Annotated in this window: 12 protein-coding genes; 6 read left to right on the top strand and 6 right to left on the bottom strand. The window is 62.2% G+C overall.

Annotation, left to right across the window (positions count from 1 at the left end):
* Positions 1 to 90: 90 nt before the first annotated feature.
* Together AC0Z8Z_RS05960 and AC0Z8Z_RS05955 are read right to left on the bottom strand one after the other, a co-directional pair.
* Positions 91 to 789 carry a LuxR family transcriptional regulator gene (locus tag AC0Z8Z_RS05960; RefSeq protein WP_485618380.1) on the bottom strand — a complete coding sequence of 233 codons (699 nt, stop codon included), beginning with the start codon at positions 787 to 789 and terminating at the stop codon, positions 91 to 93.
* Positions 790 to 829: 40 nt separating this feature from the next.
* On the bottom strand, positions 830 to 1459 hold the full coding sequence (locus AC0Z8Z_RS05955; RefSeq protein WP_485618378.1) for a glutathione S-transferase family protein: 630 nt from the start codon (positions 1457 to 1459) through the stop codon (positions 830 to 832).
* 88 nt (positions 1460 to 1547) lie between these two features.
* Here AC0Z8Z_RS05955 and AC0Z8Z_RS05950 point away from each other — a divergent pair, with 88 nt between their 5' ends.
* Positions 1548 to 2618, top strand: coding sequence for a transketolase-like TK C-terminal-containing protein (locus tag AC0Z8Z_RS05950; RefSeq protein ID WP_485618376.1), 1071 nt, complete (start codon positions 1548 to 1550; stop codon positions 2616 to 2618).
* On the opposite strand, the gene AC0Z8Z_RS05945 is transcribed toward AC0Z8Z_RS05950, so the two are convergent.
* The gene (locus AC0Z8Z_RS05945; protein WP_485618375.1) at positions 2603 to 3067 is read right to left on the bottom strand and encodes a MarR family winged helix-turn-helix transcriptional regulator; all 465 of its coding nucleotides are present in this window, start codon (positions 3065 to 3067) and stop codon (positions 2603 to 2605) included. The two genes, AC0Z8Z_RS05950 and AC0Z8Z_RS05945, sit on opposite strands and share 16 nt — an antisense overlap.
* A gap of 128 nt (positions 3068 to 3195) precedes the next feature.
* On the opposite strand from AC0Z8Z_RS05945, the gene aceE reads away from it, so the two are divergent.
* Positions 3196 to 5865, top strand: coding sequence for a pyruvate dehydrogenase (acetyl-transferring), homodimeric type (aceE, locus tag AC0Z8Z_RS05940; protein ID WP_485618677.1), 2670 nt, complete (start codon positions 3196 to 3198; stop codon positions 5863 to 5865).
* A gap of 112 nt (positions 5866 to 5977) precedes the next feature.
* On the opposite strand, the gene AC0Z8Z_RS05935 is transcribed toward aceE, so the two are convergent.
* Positions 5978 to 6988: a zinc-dependent alcohol dehydrogenase family protein gene (locus AC0Z8Z_RS05935; protein WP_485618374.1), complete on the bottom strand. Its 1011-nt coding sequence runs from the start codon at positions 6986 to 6988 to the stop codon at positions 5978 to 5980.
* A 176-nt stretch (positions 6989 to 7164) separates the two neighbouring features.
* Here AC0Z8Z_RS05935 and AC0Z8Z_RS05930 point away from each other — a divergent pair, with 176 nt between their 5' ends.
* Positions 7165 to 8064 carry a LysR family transcriptional regulator gene (locus AC0Z8Z_RS05930; RefSeq protein WP_485618676.1) on the top strand — a complete coding sequence of 300 codons (900 nt, stop codon included), beginning with the start codon at positions 7165 to 7167 and terminating at the stop codon, positions 8062 to 8064.
* 81 nt (positions 8065 to 8145) lie between these two features.
* On the opposite strand, the gene AC0Z8Z_RS05925 is transcribed toward AC0Z8Z_RS05930, so the two are convergent.
* Positions 8146 to 9075: a cupin domain-containing protein gene (locus AC0Z8Z_RS05925; protein WP_485618373.1), complete on the bottom strand. Its 930-nt coding sequence runs from the start codon at positions 9073 to 9075 to the stop codon at positions 8146 to 8148.
* Positions 9076 to 9367: 292 nt separating this feature from the next.
* Here AC0Z8Z_RS05925 and AC0Z8Z_RS05920 point away from each other — a divergent pair, with 292 nt between their 5' ends.
* From AC0Z8Z_RS05920 to AC0Z8Z_RS05910, 3 genes are all read left to right on the top strand, one after another.
* The gene (locus AC0Z8Z_RS05920; protein ID WP_485618372.1) at positions 9368 to 10681 is read left to right on the top strand and encodes an ABC transporter substrate-binding protein; all 1314 of its coding nucleotides are present in this window, start codon (positions 9368 to 9370) and stop codon (positions 10679 to 10681) included.
* A 55-nt stretch (positions 10682 to 10736) separates the two neighbouring features.
* Entirely contained in the window at positions 10737 to 11510 is a 774-nt protein-coding gene (locus AC0Z8Z_RS05915; protein ID WP_485618370.1) for an L-iditol 2-dehydrogenase, read from the top strand.
* A gap of 199 nt (positions 11511 to 11709) precedes the next feature.
* Positions 11710 to 12432, top strand: a complete 723-nt coding sequence (locus AC0Z8Z_RS05910; RefSeq protein ID WP_485618369.1) for a YkgJ family cysteine cluster protein — start codon at positions 11710 to 11712, stop codon at positions 12430 to 12432.
* Positions 12433 to 12480: 48 nt separating this feature from the next.
* Here the strand turns inward: AC0Z8Z_RS05910 and AC0Z8Z_RS05905 are convergent, their stop codons facing one another.
* Positions 12481 to 13437 (bottom strand): threonine dehydratase, encoded by a 957-nt coding sequence (locus AC0Z8Z_RS05905; protein WP_485618367.1) that lies wholly within the window; start codon positions 13435 to 13437, stop codon positions 12481 to 12483.
* Positions 13438 to 13520: the final 83 nt, after the last annotated feature.

The following is a 13520-nucleotide window of genomic DNA, read 5'->3' as shown; positions in this document are numbered from 1 at the left end:
TTCGCCCCGAAACTGTACCTAGGTACAGGCAACGCTTGCCCGCGCAGCCTTGTCGGATGCGCCGGTGCAGAACGCGCACCGGCACCCCCGTCAGGCGATTCCCAGGCGGGACGCCACAAACACCGCCTGCTTGGCGGTGTCGACCTCAAGCTTGCGCACGATGTTGGCCATGTGGAACTTGACCGTGCGCACACGGATGTCACAGATGCAGGCGATCTCGCTGTAGGACTTGCCGAGGGACACCCAGCCGAGAATCGTGTGCTCGCGGACAGTGAGTGGCGGCTCTGCGGTGTTCTGCGACATCGCGTCCGGGTTCATGCCGCTGTGAAACGCCACCAATGCCAGTTGCAGCGTGCCTTTGATGTGCTGGATCTGGCGGTGGAAGTGCGGACTCTGTTCGCGGTTGACCAGGCTCAACAACCCCATGCGCTGTTGCGGATCGTGGACGACGAAGGTGTAGCCGTCCTGCATCGAGAACTCTCGGGTGAGCTGCTCGAATGCGCCCTGCCCCTGCACGGGCTTGCGCCGGTAGGCTTCTGTCCAGTGGAAAGGCGCGACGCTTTGCACGCCGTGGGAAATGATCGGATCGACGCGGTGCAGTGCCTCGGCGCAGTATTTGCGCTGCCAGGCAATGGGGAAGCTGGACAGGAAGTTCGACAGGCCAAAGGTGCGTTTGTCGATGGTGGCGTAGGTGAACGGGCAGTCTATTTCGGAGGGCAAGTGCTCGATCAGGGTGGCCAGGTTTGGATCCTGGCCCGGCCTGACGAAAAGCGGAGCGTTGAAATGCATGATCAGCATCTTCTTTTTGTTGGCATCAGGCGGATGGGGTTCAGTGTTCCTGGCGAGAGGTTGCCAGCCCTCGCTTGACGGCCGGGCGCTGCTCGATGGTTTGCAACCAGGCGCGCACCACCGGAAACAGCGAAATGTCCAGGTCCAGCTCTTCATACGTGCGCAGCCAGGTGAACAGCGCAATGTCGGCGATGGTGTAGCGCTGGCCGGCAATGTACTCGCGATCGGCAAGTTGACTGTTCACCACCCCGTAGAGCCGCAGCGACTCTTTACGGTAGCGGTCCAGCGCCTGGTCGTTGGCGATCGTGCTGGCATGGCGGAACCACCAGAGCTGTCCGAGCATCGGCCCCACGCTTGCGATCTGGAAACTCAGCCATTGCTGGACCTGCAGGCGTTCTGCCGGGTTCTCGCCACCCAGTGCAGCGTGCTGATCAGCCAGATAAGTCAGGATCACTGCCGATTCAAACAGCGTCACGCCGTTGGCGCGATCGATCAGGACCGGGATTTTTCCGTTCGGGTTGAGGGCCAGGAAGTCGTGGGCTTTCTGCTCGCCCTTGTTCAGATCGACATGGGTCAGGGTGTAGTCGAGGCCGAGTTCCTCGAGGGCGATGGGGATTTTCTGGCCGTTGGGAGTGTCGGCCGTATAGAGGTGAAGCGAGGCATTATTCATCAAAGGTTCCGTCCTTGTGGTTGCATTTGCAATGAGTCTGCATTATTCCTTTAGCACCCCGCAAGACAGTCACAGGAGTTTCATCTTCATGGATAGCCTTCGTTTACAGCGCACCGCCAGGACCGAATCGGCGGCCCAGGCGTGCATCGAGCTCATTGAGCACAGCCACCTGTCGGGAGTGGTCACCCAGAGTTCTCCGCTCTTTACCGTTGTCGATCTGATCAAGCGCCTTGAAAGCGATCAGCGCACCCGCGGTCAATTCTGGAAGGTCAACGACCGTGCCCACGAGCCATCCACCGGCACGGCGATCAGTGCGTGGCCGCTGTGGTTCAGCGAACCGGCGCGCAACGATGAGCGGCCGTTGTTCTACATGACTCAGTCAGCCACCTCCGCGCACCTCTCGATGCTCACGTCCCAGACCGGGCAGCGGGGCATTGTGCTCAATGACATTGAGTCTTCCCCGTCGCGCTGGGCAAAAGGTGCTCACCCGTGGTTGCCGTTGTGGCTGGCCTCCAATCGGCACTGCATCCCTTTCGACCCCGCCAGTGGCGATGAAGCCAGGGCAATACTTATCGGCGCGCTTGACGAACTCTATGTGCAAGGGGCGCCCGGCTTCTGCTACATGACGCTGCACGATGAAAGCGGTGATGGGCTGGCGTGTGATCGGACCCAGGCGTTTATGGGGATGTACCGGCTGGACAGCCCGACACCCGCGGCACAGCACGTTCGGTTGCTTGGCGCAGGACTCATGCTGCGGGAGGTACAAGCCGCCGCGCAGATCCTGCACGATGACTGGGGCATCGCCGTCGAAGTGTGGAGCTGCCCCAGCTACACCAAGCTGGCGCGGGACGCGGAACGGCAGTCCCGGCGTAAACGCCTTCTGCGCGGCGAGGCACCCGGAAGCAGTCATCTGCACGACTGCCTCGGCCACTCGCAGACCCCGGTGGTTGCCGTGACCGGGTACGCAGAGTTCGTCGCGGCACAGCTGGCGGCCCATGTGCGGGGACCGTTCACCGCGCTGGGCGCCGACAGCCTGGAACCCCATCAACGCCTGGACCGGCACTGGATCGCGATGACGGCCCTGCGCGAACTGGCGAATCTCGAGCAGATCAGCACTGCCCTTGTCAGCCAGGCGCTGGAACGTTACCGGCTGGTCTGAGAGATTTTTCGGGACTGACGGGCGTTGCGGCTGGCATTTTCCAGCGCGTCCGCAAACAGGCGTTTCTGATCTTCATCGAACTCCACCAGAAACAGTTCTTCGACGGCCTGCTTGTAGACCTGCCAGATACGTTTGCGCAGGGTCCGGCCGGCGTCAGTGATCCGGGCGATGGCGCCGCGCCCGTCTTCGAGGGACTTCTCCCGGGTGACCAATCCTTCCTTCTCCAGACGGTCAACCAGCCGGGTGAGGTTGTAGCGTTCGATGGCCATGACGTCAGCGAGTTCATGCATCCTCCTAGCGCCGTCCTGCCCGCTTTCGATACCCCAGAGCGCGTCATACCAGTCGTACGGCGGCAGCTGTTCTTCGGCCAGCCGCCGCTCGATTTCCTTGATCAGGCAGCGGTGCGCCCGAATGAAGTTGTACCAGAGGTCTGGCGATGGGGTGGCCATGGTCTCTCCAAATCCTAGGGTTGATTGCAGTTGCAATCATAGCGGCAATGACGCTAGATTCAATTGCAATTGCAACGATGAGCGGGTTGAACAACGGCCCGCTGATGCCATTTTCAGGAGATGTAATGATGGAACAGAGCTACCTGCTTCGCGACGAGGATCCACAAGAAACCCGCGAATGGATTGACTCGATCGCATCCGTCGTCGAGGCAGAAGGCCGCCCCAGGGCCCACTTCCTGATCGACCAATTGCTCGATTTCGACGTTTCTGTTCATGGTGACTTCCATGGACGCGTCACCACGCCGTACGTGAACACCATTCCCCCCGAGCGCGAGTTGCCTTACCCGGGCGACCTCGGTATCGAAAAGCGCCTCAACGCCTTCATCCGCTGGAACGCCCTGACCATGGTCCTGCGGGCCGGCAAGCATTCCGGTGTGGGTGGCCACATCGCCACGTACGCATCGGCGGCAGTGCTCTACGACGTGGGTTTCGATCATTTTTTCCGCGGCCGGACAGACACCTTCGCCGGCGATCTGGTGTATATCCAGGGTCACTCGGCGCCGGGGATCTACGGCCGGGCCTTTACCGAGGGCCGTCTCACCGAGGCGCAGCTTGATAACTTCCGCCGGGAAACCGATCGCGACGGTGTGTCGTCCTATCCCCACCCCCGCCTGATGCCCGACTTCTGGCAATTCCCGACCGTGTCCATGGGACTGGGCCCGATCACGGCCGCCTACCAGGCGCGCTTCATGCGTTATCTGGAAAACCGTGGCCTCAAGGAGCATCAGGGCCGCAAGGTCTGGGCGTTTCTGGGCGACGGCGAAATGGACCAGCCGGAATCCCTGGCCGCCATTTCCCTCGCCGGGCGCGAAAAGCTCGACAACATCATTTTCGTCGTCAACTGCAACCTGCAACGTCTTGACGGGCCGGTGCGCGGGAACAGCAAAGTCATCCAGGAATTTGAAAGCCTGTACCGGGCCGCCGGCTGGAACGTGATCAAGGTGATCTGGGGGGGTGGCTGGGACGAACTGCTGGCCAAGGACAAATCGGGCCTGTTGCGCCAGCGCATGATGGAATGCGTCGACGGTGAGTACCAGACGTACAAGTCGCAGAACGGCGCTTATGTGCGCGAGCACTTCTTCGGCAAATACCCCGAGCTCCTCGAGCTGGTCAGCGACATGACCGACGACCAGATCTGGAAACTCACCCGTGGCGGCCACGACCCGGTCAAGGTCTACAACGCCTACGCTGCGGCATCCCGCAAGACCGGTCGGCCCACGGTGATCCTCGCCAAAACGGTGAAGGGCTTCGGCATGGGCGAAGCGGGCGAAGGCCAGAACATCAACCATCAACTGAAGAAAATGGGGGGCGACGCGGTCAAGGCATTCCGCGACCGTTTCGGGCTTGAGCTGAGCGATGATCTGCTTGGCGAAATGCCTTACCTGCGACCGGACGAAGACAGCGTCGAAGCCCGGTATCTTCGCGCCCGACGCGCGAGCCTCGGGGGGCAGATTCCCGCCCGACACGCCCAGGTCGAGCCGTTGCAGATCCCGCCGTTGGCGGCGCTGGAGGTGCAGCTGAAAAGCACCGGTGACCGTGCGATCTCCACCACCATGGCCTTCGTGCGGATCCTCGCCACGCTGCTGAAAGACCCGAACATCGGCAAGCTCATCGTCCCCATCGTGCCTGACGAGTCGCGCACCTTCGGCATGGAAAACCTGTTCCGCCAGATCGGCATTCATTCCCACGTCGGCCAGCTCTACACGCCGCAGGATGCCGGCACGCTGTCCTACTACAAGGAAAGCACTGACGGGCAAATCATGCAGGAAGGTCTGAACGAGTCCGGGGCGACGTCATCCTGGATCGCGGCCAGTACCTCCTACGCCAACCATGGCGTAATGACCCTGCCGTTCTACATCTTCTATTCGATGTTCGGCTTCCAGCGGGTCGGTGATCTGCTCTGGGCCGCAGGGGACGCGCGGGCTCGAGGCTTTTTGCTCGGCGCAACCTCCGGGCGTACCACCCTGATGGGTGAAGGCCTGCAGCACGACGACGGTCACAGCCACGTAATGTCGGCCACCGTGCCGTGCTGCGTTTCCTACGACCCGACGTATGCCTACGAATTGGCGGTCATCGTCCACGACGGCATGCGCCGGATGTACGTCGATCAGGAGGACATCTACTACTACATCACCCTGCTCAACGAGAACTACCCGCACCCCGAACTGCCCGAAGGCGCCGAGCAAGGCATTCTCAAGGGCCTGTATCGACTGCCGATCGAACGCGAGGCCCAGCCCGGTCGCCACGTTCAGCTGATGGGCAGTGGCTCGATCCTCCCCGAAGTCATCGCAGCGGCGGAGATCCTTGCCAGCGAGTACCAAGTGAGCAGCGACGTCTGGTCGGCAACCAGCCTCACCGAGGTCCGCCGTGAGGCGCAGCAGGTCGAACGCTGGAACCTGCTGCATCCGCTGGAAGAGCCGAAAGTGCCGTATCTGACCGAGGTGCTCGAAGGGCACCCTGGCCCGGTGGTGGTCGCGACGGACTACATGAAAATCCACGCTGACCAGATCCGTCCATGGATCGGCAATCGTCGCTTCGTCGCGCTGGGCACCGATGGTTTCGGGCAGTCGGACACCCGCGAAGCGCTGCGCCGGCACTTCGAAGTGGACCGTCAGTTTGTCGTGCTGGCAGCGCTGAAAGCCCTGGCTGACGAGGGGGCAATCGACCGGCAAGTGGTCGCCCGCGCGCTGGCCGAGATGCAGATTGACGTTGAGAAAGTCGATCCGATTACCGTCTGATTCGACACCGCGATAGACAAAGAGCCAGGCCATCCGCCTGGCTTTTCGTCGCATGCACAGGCCGCCTCCTTGACCCCGTGCATCAGTCAGCCCGGCCTTGAATAAGTCGACCTCAGCTGACCTTGATCACCACCTTGCCAAACGGCCCCCGAGCCAGATGTTCGTACGCCTCACGGGCCTGCTCGAACGCGTAAACATGGTCGATGACCGGACGAATGTGGTGGGTGTCGAGGAAAGCATTCATACGGTCGAACGAAGAACGTGGCGCTACGGCAATCCCGCGAAGGGTGGTCTGACGGAAGATCAGCGGCATCAGGTTCAGCGCGGTGGTTTGCCCGGTCAGGAAACCGATCTGGGCAATCTTGCCACCCACTTTTGTCGCCTGAACGGACGCGTTGACGCCCTCCCCGCCGGCCACATCCAGCAGCAGGTCCACGCCTTTGCCTTCGGTGAGTTTCAGCACTTCCGCCGCCCAGTCCGGGGTCTTGCGGTAATTCACGCCCGCCATTGCGCCGAGCTTGATCACGGCGTCCAGATTGTCGTCGCGGCTGGAAGTGACGATGACCTTGGCGCCCAGTGCCATGGCGATCTGTGCGGCGAAGATCGACACGCCGCCTGTGCCTTGCACCAACACCGTCTGGCCAGGCTCGATCTGGCCGTAATCCACCAGCGAGTACCAGGCGGTCAACGCGGCAATAGGCAGCGTCGACGCCTCTTCGTCGGTCATGTCATCCGGCGCACGCACCGCGCTGTCTTCGTGGATGATCATGAATTCCGCCAGCCCGCCGGGCAGTGGCGAGCCGAAGCAGTAGTCGGGTTCGTCGGAGGCGGGCATGCCGTCGAGCCAGCGCGAGTACAGGTGCGAATTGACCCGGTCGCCCCCCGCAAAGCGGCTGACGCCCTCGCCCATGGCGACCACCGTGCCGACAGCGTCGCTCACTGGAATCAGGGGCTTGGGCACCGTGTGCGGTTCGTAGATTCCGTCAACGATGGCTTTGTCGCGGAAGTTCAGGGACACCGCGCCCACCTTGACCAGCAGCTCGCCGGCCTTGGGGGTCGGGGTTGCGGTTTCGCCCAGTTGCAGGTTGTCGAGGCCGAAATCTTTCAGAAGCCAGGCTTTCATCGCGTATCTCCGTTGAAGTGTTTACCAGAAGGCCGGGGTCGGCCGTCAGTGTGCTGGGGGCATTGTTTCTGTTATGAGCGCAGGGATAAATGCCCGGCAACGCACAGGATTGTTATCCTAATGCGCAACAGTCATCGCGATTTCCAAGGAGCGAACTGATGGACCTTTTGCAGTCGATGCAGGTGTTCGCGAGGCTGGCGGAGCTCGGCAGCTTCACCAAAGTGGCCGAAGCCACTCAGTTGGGCCGCCCGCACATCACGCGATCGATCCAGACGCTGGAGGCTTCCCTCGGCGTGCGCCTATTTCAACGCACCACGCGCACGGTCAAGCTGACGGCGGAAGGCGAGCAGTTTTACCAGCGGGTCAAAGGCATCCTGGCCGACGTTTCGGACACCACGTCGATGTTCGACCGCAGCGGCGTCACCCTTCAGGGTCGGCTGCGGGTGGACATCCCCACGGCGTTTTCCCAACGCAGTTTCATCGAGAGCCTGAAGGGATTCACAGGCGCGTTTCCCGCGATCGAACTGGTGGTGGGCGTCACCGATCGAGCGGTGGATCTGGTGGCTGAGGGCGTTGATTGTGTGTTGCGGATTGGCGAGTTGCGGGATTCAAGCATGGTTGCGCGGCAGATCGGTACCGTGGAGATGGTCACCTGCGCGGCGCCTTCCTACCTCGATACATGGGGTAAACCCACAACGCTCGGCGATCTGGCCCAGCATCAGGGCGTCGATTTCCTCTCGGGACAGAGCAACCGGCCCCTGCCCTGGTATTTCCAGGACGGCGGCGAAGATCGGCCCTACCCGAGCCGCGGGGCCATTACGGTCAACGAGTCCAACGCCTATGTTCACTGCGGCCTGGCGGGCTTCGGCATCATTCAGGCGCCCGGCATCACCGTGGATGCGTTTCTCGCCAGCGGCGAACTGATCGAAGTGCTGCAACCTTTTCGTCCGGCCCGGCGCAAGGTGTCAATGCTTTATCCGAGCCGGACGCACCTCGCGCCCCAGGTGCATGCCTTTGCCGACTGGTTGCGTGAACACTTCCCTGCGCTGCATCCCACATGGTTCAAGACCGAGTGAGCCAATCAACAAGCCGGGATGTGCCGGTCGGCCGTGGCGCTGCGTCCATGGCAGCGCGGTAAGCATCGCGCGACAGAGCGGTCAGGACGCCTTCGACGTATTCAAGTTAAACAACGTCGCCGCCGTGCCGCTTCGATAGTCGGACGGCGTCTGCTTCATCTCGTAACGGAAGTGTCGATTGAAGTTCGACAGGTTGATGTAGCCCACTTCAAAACAGACATCGGCGATGGACATCCGGGTCTGCAGCAACAAGCGGCAGGCCCTCTGGATGCGCAGCTTGCGCATCAGGTCGATGAACCCGTGCCCGGTGGCGCGCTTGAAGAATCGTGAGAACCCCGGCTCGCTCATGTGCAGTCGCTCGGCAATCACTGAGAGCCGGATATCGCCGGTGAGCTCCCGCTGCAGGTAGTCGAATGCCCGGTGGACCCGCTCGGCGCTTTTCGCGTCCAGGGTCGGTGCGTAACACGAACTCGCCAACGTGCGGGCTTCCCTGTCAGACGCTACGCTCAGGGTCTGGAGCAGCTCAAGAAACAGCAGCAAGCGCTGTAACCCGTTCGCCGAGCCTATGCGTTCAAGCAGGTCGGCCGCCCGCAGTGCGGTTTCGCCGGTGAATTCCAGCCCACGACGGGCGCGATCAAACAAGCCCTGCAGTTCACCCAGCTCAGGCATCGTCTCGCGCAGCGCCAGCAAGGTGGCACCGTCGAACTGAAGCACGACGTCACGGCCTTCCTGGTATTCACCCGGCGCCAGATCGCCCATCCAGTCATGGGGCAAGTCGGGGCCGATCAGCGCAACATGGCCAGGGCCGAAGGCACCAATGTAATCGCCTGCCACCAGCTTGCCGCTGCCTTTGCGGATCAGATGAATCTCGTATTCAGGATGGTGATTCCAGCGCGCGAGCGCATAGGGATAGTCGTGCTCGTACCAGCGAAAACTCTGCTGGGGCGCCGGCAGGATGATTTCCAGCTCCGCAGGCAATTGCTCGAATAAGGCGGTCCGGCTTGCAGGCATGGTCTGCCCCTTTTTTGTCGTTGTTGGCGCGTGCATCGACGCACCATACGCCCATTGCATCACCCTGCTCCACCTCGCCTGTCGCTGCGCGCTGATACTTTTTTAGCCGGACGCAGGGCTGAGCTGCACGGTTAAAAAAGCATCAGTGGGACATCCTCAGCGTGTTTGTTGCAGCGCGTGCGAGCTGCTGTAATCGGCACGCCACTGCCCCGAAGTGAGACGTCAGAGGGACCGGCAGTGCTAAAAAACAACAATAACGATTCCGCGCCACCGGCGTGGAATGGAGATCACCATGAAGATCACCCATCACGCGCTGCTGCTCTCTGCCGGTCTGTCCCTGGCGGGCATCAGTCAGGCTGCCGAGACGATCACCATCGCCACCGTCAACAACAACGACATGATCCGCATGCAGCGGCTCTCCAGGGTGTTCGAAGAGCAGCACCCCGACATCAAACTCAACTGGGTGGTGCTCGAAGAGAACGTCCTGCGCCAGCGGCTGACGACTGACATCGCAACCCAGGGCGGCCAGTTCGATGTGTTGACCATCGGCACCTACGAGACGCCATTGTGGGGCGCAAAAAACTGGTTGGAGCCGATGAAGGACCTGCCCGCCAGCTACGACCTCGACGACATCATCCCCTCCGTGCGCCAGGGCCTGTCGGTCAACGACACGCTCTATGCGTTGCCCTTCTACGGCGAGAGCACGGTGACCTACTACCGGACCGACCTGTTCAAACAAGCCGGGCTGAGCATGCCCGAGCACCCGACCTGGACCCAACTCGGGGCGTTTGCCGCCAAACTGCATCACCCGGATCAGGGTCAGTACGGCATGTGCCTGCGAGGCAAGGCCGGCTGGGGCGAGAACATGGCCTTGCTGACAACGATGGCCAACGCCTTCGGCGCCCGCTGGTTCGACGAGCAATGGCGACCCGAGCTGACCAGCCCCGAGTGGAAGGCCGCTGCCGATTTCTACGTCAACACGCTGAAAAACTATGGGCCGCCCGGCGTCTCAAGTAACGGTTTCAACGAAACCCTCGCCCTGTTCAACAGCGGCAAATGCGCGATCTGGGTCGATGCCAGCGTGGCGGGCTCGTTCACTACCGACAAGGAACAGAGCCGGGTCGTGGACAGCGTGGGCTTCGCGCCAGCACCCGTTGAAGTGACCGACAAGGGTTCGTCCTGGCTGTACGCCTGGTCTCTGGCAATCCCGGCAACCTCCCAACACAAAGACGCCGCCAAGGCCTTCACCACCTGGGCGACCTCCAAGGAATACATCCAGCTCGTGGCGCAAAAAGACGGCATCACCAACGTGCCGCCCGGCACCCGCACCTCCACCTACAGCGACGCCTACCTCAAGGCTGCGCCGTTCGCCAAAGTGACACTGGAGATGATGAAGCACGCCGATCCGACGCACCCGTCGGCCAAGCCTGTGCCCTATGTTGGCATTCAGTACGTGACCATCCCGGAATTCCAGGCCATCGGCACATCGGTGGGCAAGCTCTTCTCCGCCGCGCTCACCGGCCAGACCTCCGTCGAGCAGGCACTGGCCGCCGCGCAGTCGACGACGGAGCGGGAAATGAAGCGCGCTGGCTACCCAAAGAAATAAACCCACCGCCGACGGCTGTCGGCCGGTTCTCACCGCATGACGGATGACTCTTTTTATGAAACGACTCGAAGGTAAAAGCGCGCTGATCACCGGCTCGGCGCGAGGTATCGGGCGGGCGTACGCCGAAGCCTACATTCGCGAGGGCGCGACGGTGGCCATCGCCGACATCAATCTGGAGCGCGCGACCCAGACGGCCACCGAACTGGGCCGCAATGCCTACGCGGTGAAGATGGATGTCACCGATCAAACGGCCATCGACGCGGCCATGGCGGCCGTCATCGCCACCACCGGCAAGCTGGATATTTTGATCAACAACGCCGCGCTGTTTGATCTCGCGCCCATTACGGACATCACCCGCGAGAGCTACGAGCGCCTGTTCTCCATCAATGTGGCCGGCACGCTGTTCACCCTCCAGGCGGCGGCGAAGCAGATGATCGCCCAGGGTCATGGCGGCAAGATCATCAACATGGCGAGCCAGGCCGGGCGGCGCGGCGAGGCACTGGTGGGCGTCTACTGCGCGACCAAGGCCGCGGTCATCAGCCTGACCCAGTCCGCCGGGTTGAACCTGATCAAACACCGGATCAACGTCAACGCGATCGCACCGGGCGTGGTTGATGGCGAGCATTGGGACGGCGTCGACGCGCTGTTTGCCAGACACGAGAACCGGCCGCTGGGGGAGAAGAAAAGGCTCGTCGGCGAAGAAGTGCCCTACGGTCGCATGGGCACCGCCGAGGACCTGACCGGCATGGCGATCTTTCTCGCGTCAGCGGAGAGCGATTATGTCGTCGCCCAGACCTACAACGTCGACGGTGGCAACTGGATGAGTTGAGGCCGGGGAAAACGCGGGGCGCTGATCCATCGCGTCAGTCCGTGGGAGCGGCTCGCCCCGCGGATGGCCGCACACGGGACTAACCGGATTGAGCTAACCGCCGTATGATTCCCGTTCAACGAATAGCGGCGCAGGCGACCTAACCATCAACGATTCAACGATTCCCTCAACAGCCAACCCTCCGAACGTAGACCCCGACGTGCGCTTCGAGTGCGTCGGCTGCGGCGCCTGCTGCCGCGGCCGCTTCGTCCCCTTGACCCTGAGTGAAGCAGTGACCTGGCTAAAACGCGGCCATTCTGTCGGGGTTTTGCTTGAGGCGTTCGATGAGTCGCTCTGGCCGGTCGGATCGCCCGAGTACGCCTACAACGCCGGGCGATCCGCGCCGGTCACCGGCGGTTCGGGCACCCTGCGGGTAACGGTGATTCTGGCGGCGAATGCCTTGCCTGAGTGCCCGAACCTTCAGCAGAACGGGCTCTGTTCGGTTTACCTGGAGCGTCCGCTGGTGTGCCGGATCTACCCGATGGAGATCAGTCCTTTCATTGAGCTGAAACCCCAAGCCAAAGACTGCCCGCCGGAAGCCTGGCAACAGGGCAACCTGCTGGCGTCGGATCAGGGATTGGCGATGCTGGTCCAGCAATCGCGCCAGTCCGACCGCGAGGATGCCCGGCGCAAGGTGGCGATATGCGAGAGGCTTGGTCTGACCGTCGCCGGCTGGAAAGGCAACGGTCTGGTGATTCACCAGCCCTCGGTCGAAACACTGCTCGCCGCCTGCGAAAGCGCTGAGATCAATGCCGGCCCAACTGCTCAAGCCTGGCAGATCAAGACAGAAGACCCGGCGTTGAGGGAGTATCTCAACACGGAGTCGGTGCTCCTGGCTGACTCACCGACCGACGATTACATCTTCCACCCACTACCCCGCTGAACGGCCGCCGCTGAACCGCTTGCAGCTTGCAGCTTGCAGCTTGCAGTTTCAGCCTATCACCCGCGCATACACCGACCGGTCCACATTCCCGCCAGACAGGATCACCCCGACCTTCTTTCCTGCCATGGCCTGGCGTTCCTGAATGAGCGCCGCCAGTGCAGCGGCGCCTGCACCCTCCGCGAGGTTGTGGGTGTCGGTGTAATAGACGCGCATGGCCTCGGCGATTTCTTCCTCGCTGGCAGCAACGATGCGCTGCGCCCCTGCTCGATAGATCGCGAAGGCGGCAGGAATGGGCTGGCGCACGGCAAGGCCGTCGGCAAAGGTGTTCGCCGACGGGGTCTGCAAAAGGGTGCCTTCTTCGAACGACCACTTGGCAGCCGCTGCTTCGGTGGACACCACGCCGACCACCTTTGTCTGCAGGCCCAACGCGTCGCGGGCCGCAATGACGCCGCAAATCCCCGACCCGCAGCCGATCGGCACGTAAACCGTGTCCAGATCCGGCACAGCCATGAACAACTCCAGCGCATACGTGGCCACGCCCTTGAGTAACTCGATGTGGAAAGGCGGGACCAGATAGTGCCCATGCACGTCCGCCAGCCGCGCAGCCTCTTCCCGGGCTTCGTCGAAATCCCGGCCGCATTCGATCACGGTGCCGCCGAGGGCGCGCATGGCGTTGTTCTTTTCCGGCGAGTTGCCTTCCGGCACCACGATCGACGCACTCAAGCCCAATGCCGTGGCGGCCAGCGCCAGGCTCTGACCATGATTGCCGCGCGTCGCGGTGACGATGCCTTTGACGGCCGGGTAAGTGCGTTTGAGCCAGTGCATGAAGGTAATCCCGCCGCGCACTTTGAAGGCGCCGGTGGGCGTGTGGTTTTCATGTTTGACCCACACCATGGTGTTCAGCCGCTCGGCCAGTAACGGCCAGGCATATTGAGCGGTCGGCGGCATGACCGCATACACCTGGCGAGCGGCCTGTTCGATATCCTCGCGTGTCAGTCCGTGCATGGGCGTCTCCTCGAAAATGTGGCCCAGTCTACGCACAGCCCCGCCGCGCCGGCTTTCAAAAAACTGACCTGACTTTTTGCCGC

This window comes from Pseudomonas sp. 1L-C-7-B-C1 (genome assembly GCF_057291635.1).
Note: the sequence above shows the minus strand (reverse complement) of the source record. Positions and strands in the feature narration are given on the sequence as shown.

Excerpts from the sequence above, each read along its gene's own strand:
- AC0Z8Z_RS05960 (WP_485618380.1), bottom strand. The coding sequence starts at position 789 with ATGCATTTCAACGCTCCGCTTTTCGTCAGGCCGGGCCAGGATCCAAAC.
- AC0Z8Z_RS05955 (WP_485618378.1), bottom strand. The coding sequence starts at position 1,459 with ATGAATAATGCCTCGCTTCACCTCTATACGGCCGACACTCCCAACGGC.
- AC0Z8Z_RS05950 (WP_485618376.1), top strand. The coding sequence starts at position 1,548 with ATGGATAGCCTTCGTTTACAGCGCACCGCCAGGACCGAATCGGCGGCC.
- AC0Z8Z_RS05945 (WP_485618375.1), bottom strand. The coding sequence starts at position 3,067 with ATGGCCACCCCATCGCCAGACCTCTGGTACAACTTCATTCGGGCGCAC.
- aceE (WP_485618677.1), top strand. The coding sequence starts at position 3,196 with ATGGAACAGAGCTACCTGCTTCGCGACGAGGATCCACAAGAAACCCGC.
- AC0Z8Z_RS05935 (WP_485618374.1), bottom strand. The coding sequence starts at position 6,988 with ATGAAAGCCTGGCTTCTGAAAGATTTCGGCCTCGACAACCTGCAACTG.
- AC0Z8Z_RS05930 (WP_485618676.1), top strand. The coding sequence starts at position 7,165 with ATGCAGGTGTTCGCGAGGCTGGCGGAGCTCGGCAGCTTCACCAAAGTG.
- AC0Z8Z_RS05925 (WP_485618373.1), bottom strand. The coding sequence starts at position 9,075 with ATGCCTGCAAGCCGGACCGCCTTATTCGAGCAATTGCCTGCGGAGCTG.
- AC0Z8Z_RS05920 (WP_485618372.1), top strand. The coding sequence starts at position 9,368 with ATGAAGATCACCCATCACGCGCTGCTGCTCTCTGCCGGTCTGTCCCTG.
- AC0Z8Z_RS05915 (WP_485618370.1), top strand. The coding sequence starts at position 10,737 with ATGAAACGACTCGAAGGTAAAAGCGCGCTGATCACCGGCTCGGCGCGA.
- AC0Z8Z_RS05905 (WP_485618367.1), bottom strand. The coding sequence starts at position 13,437 with ATGCACGGACTGACACGCGAGGATATCGAACAGGCCGCTCGCCAGGTG.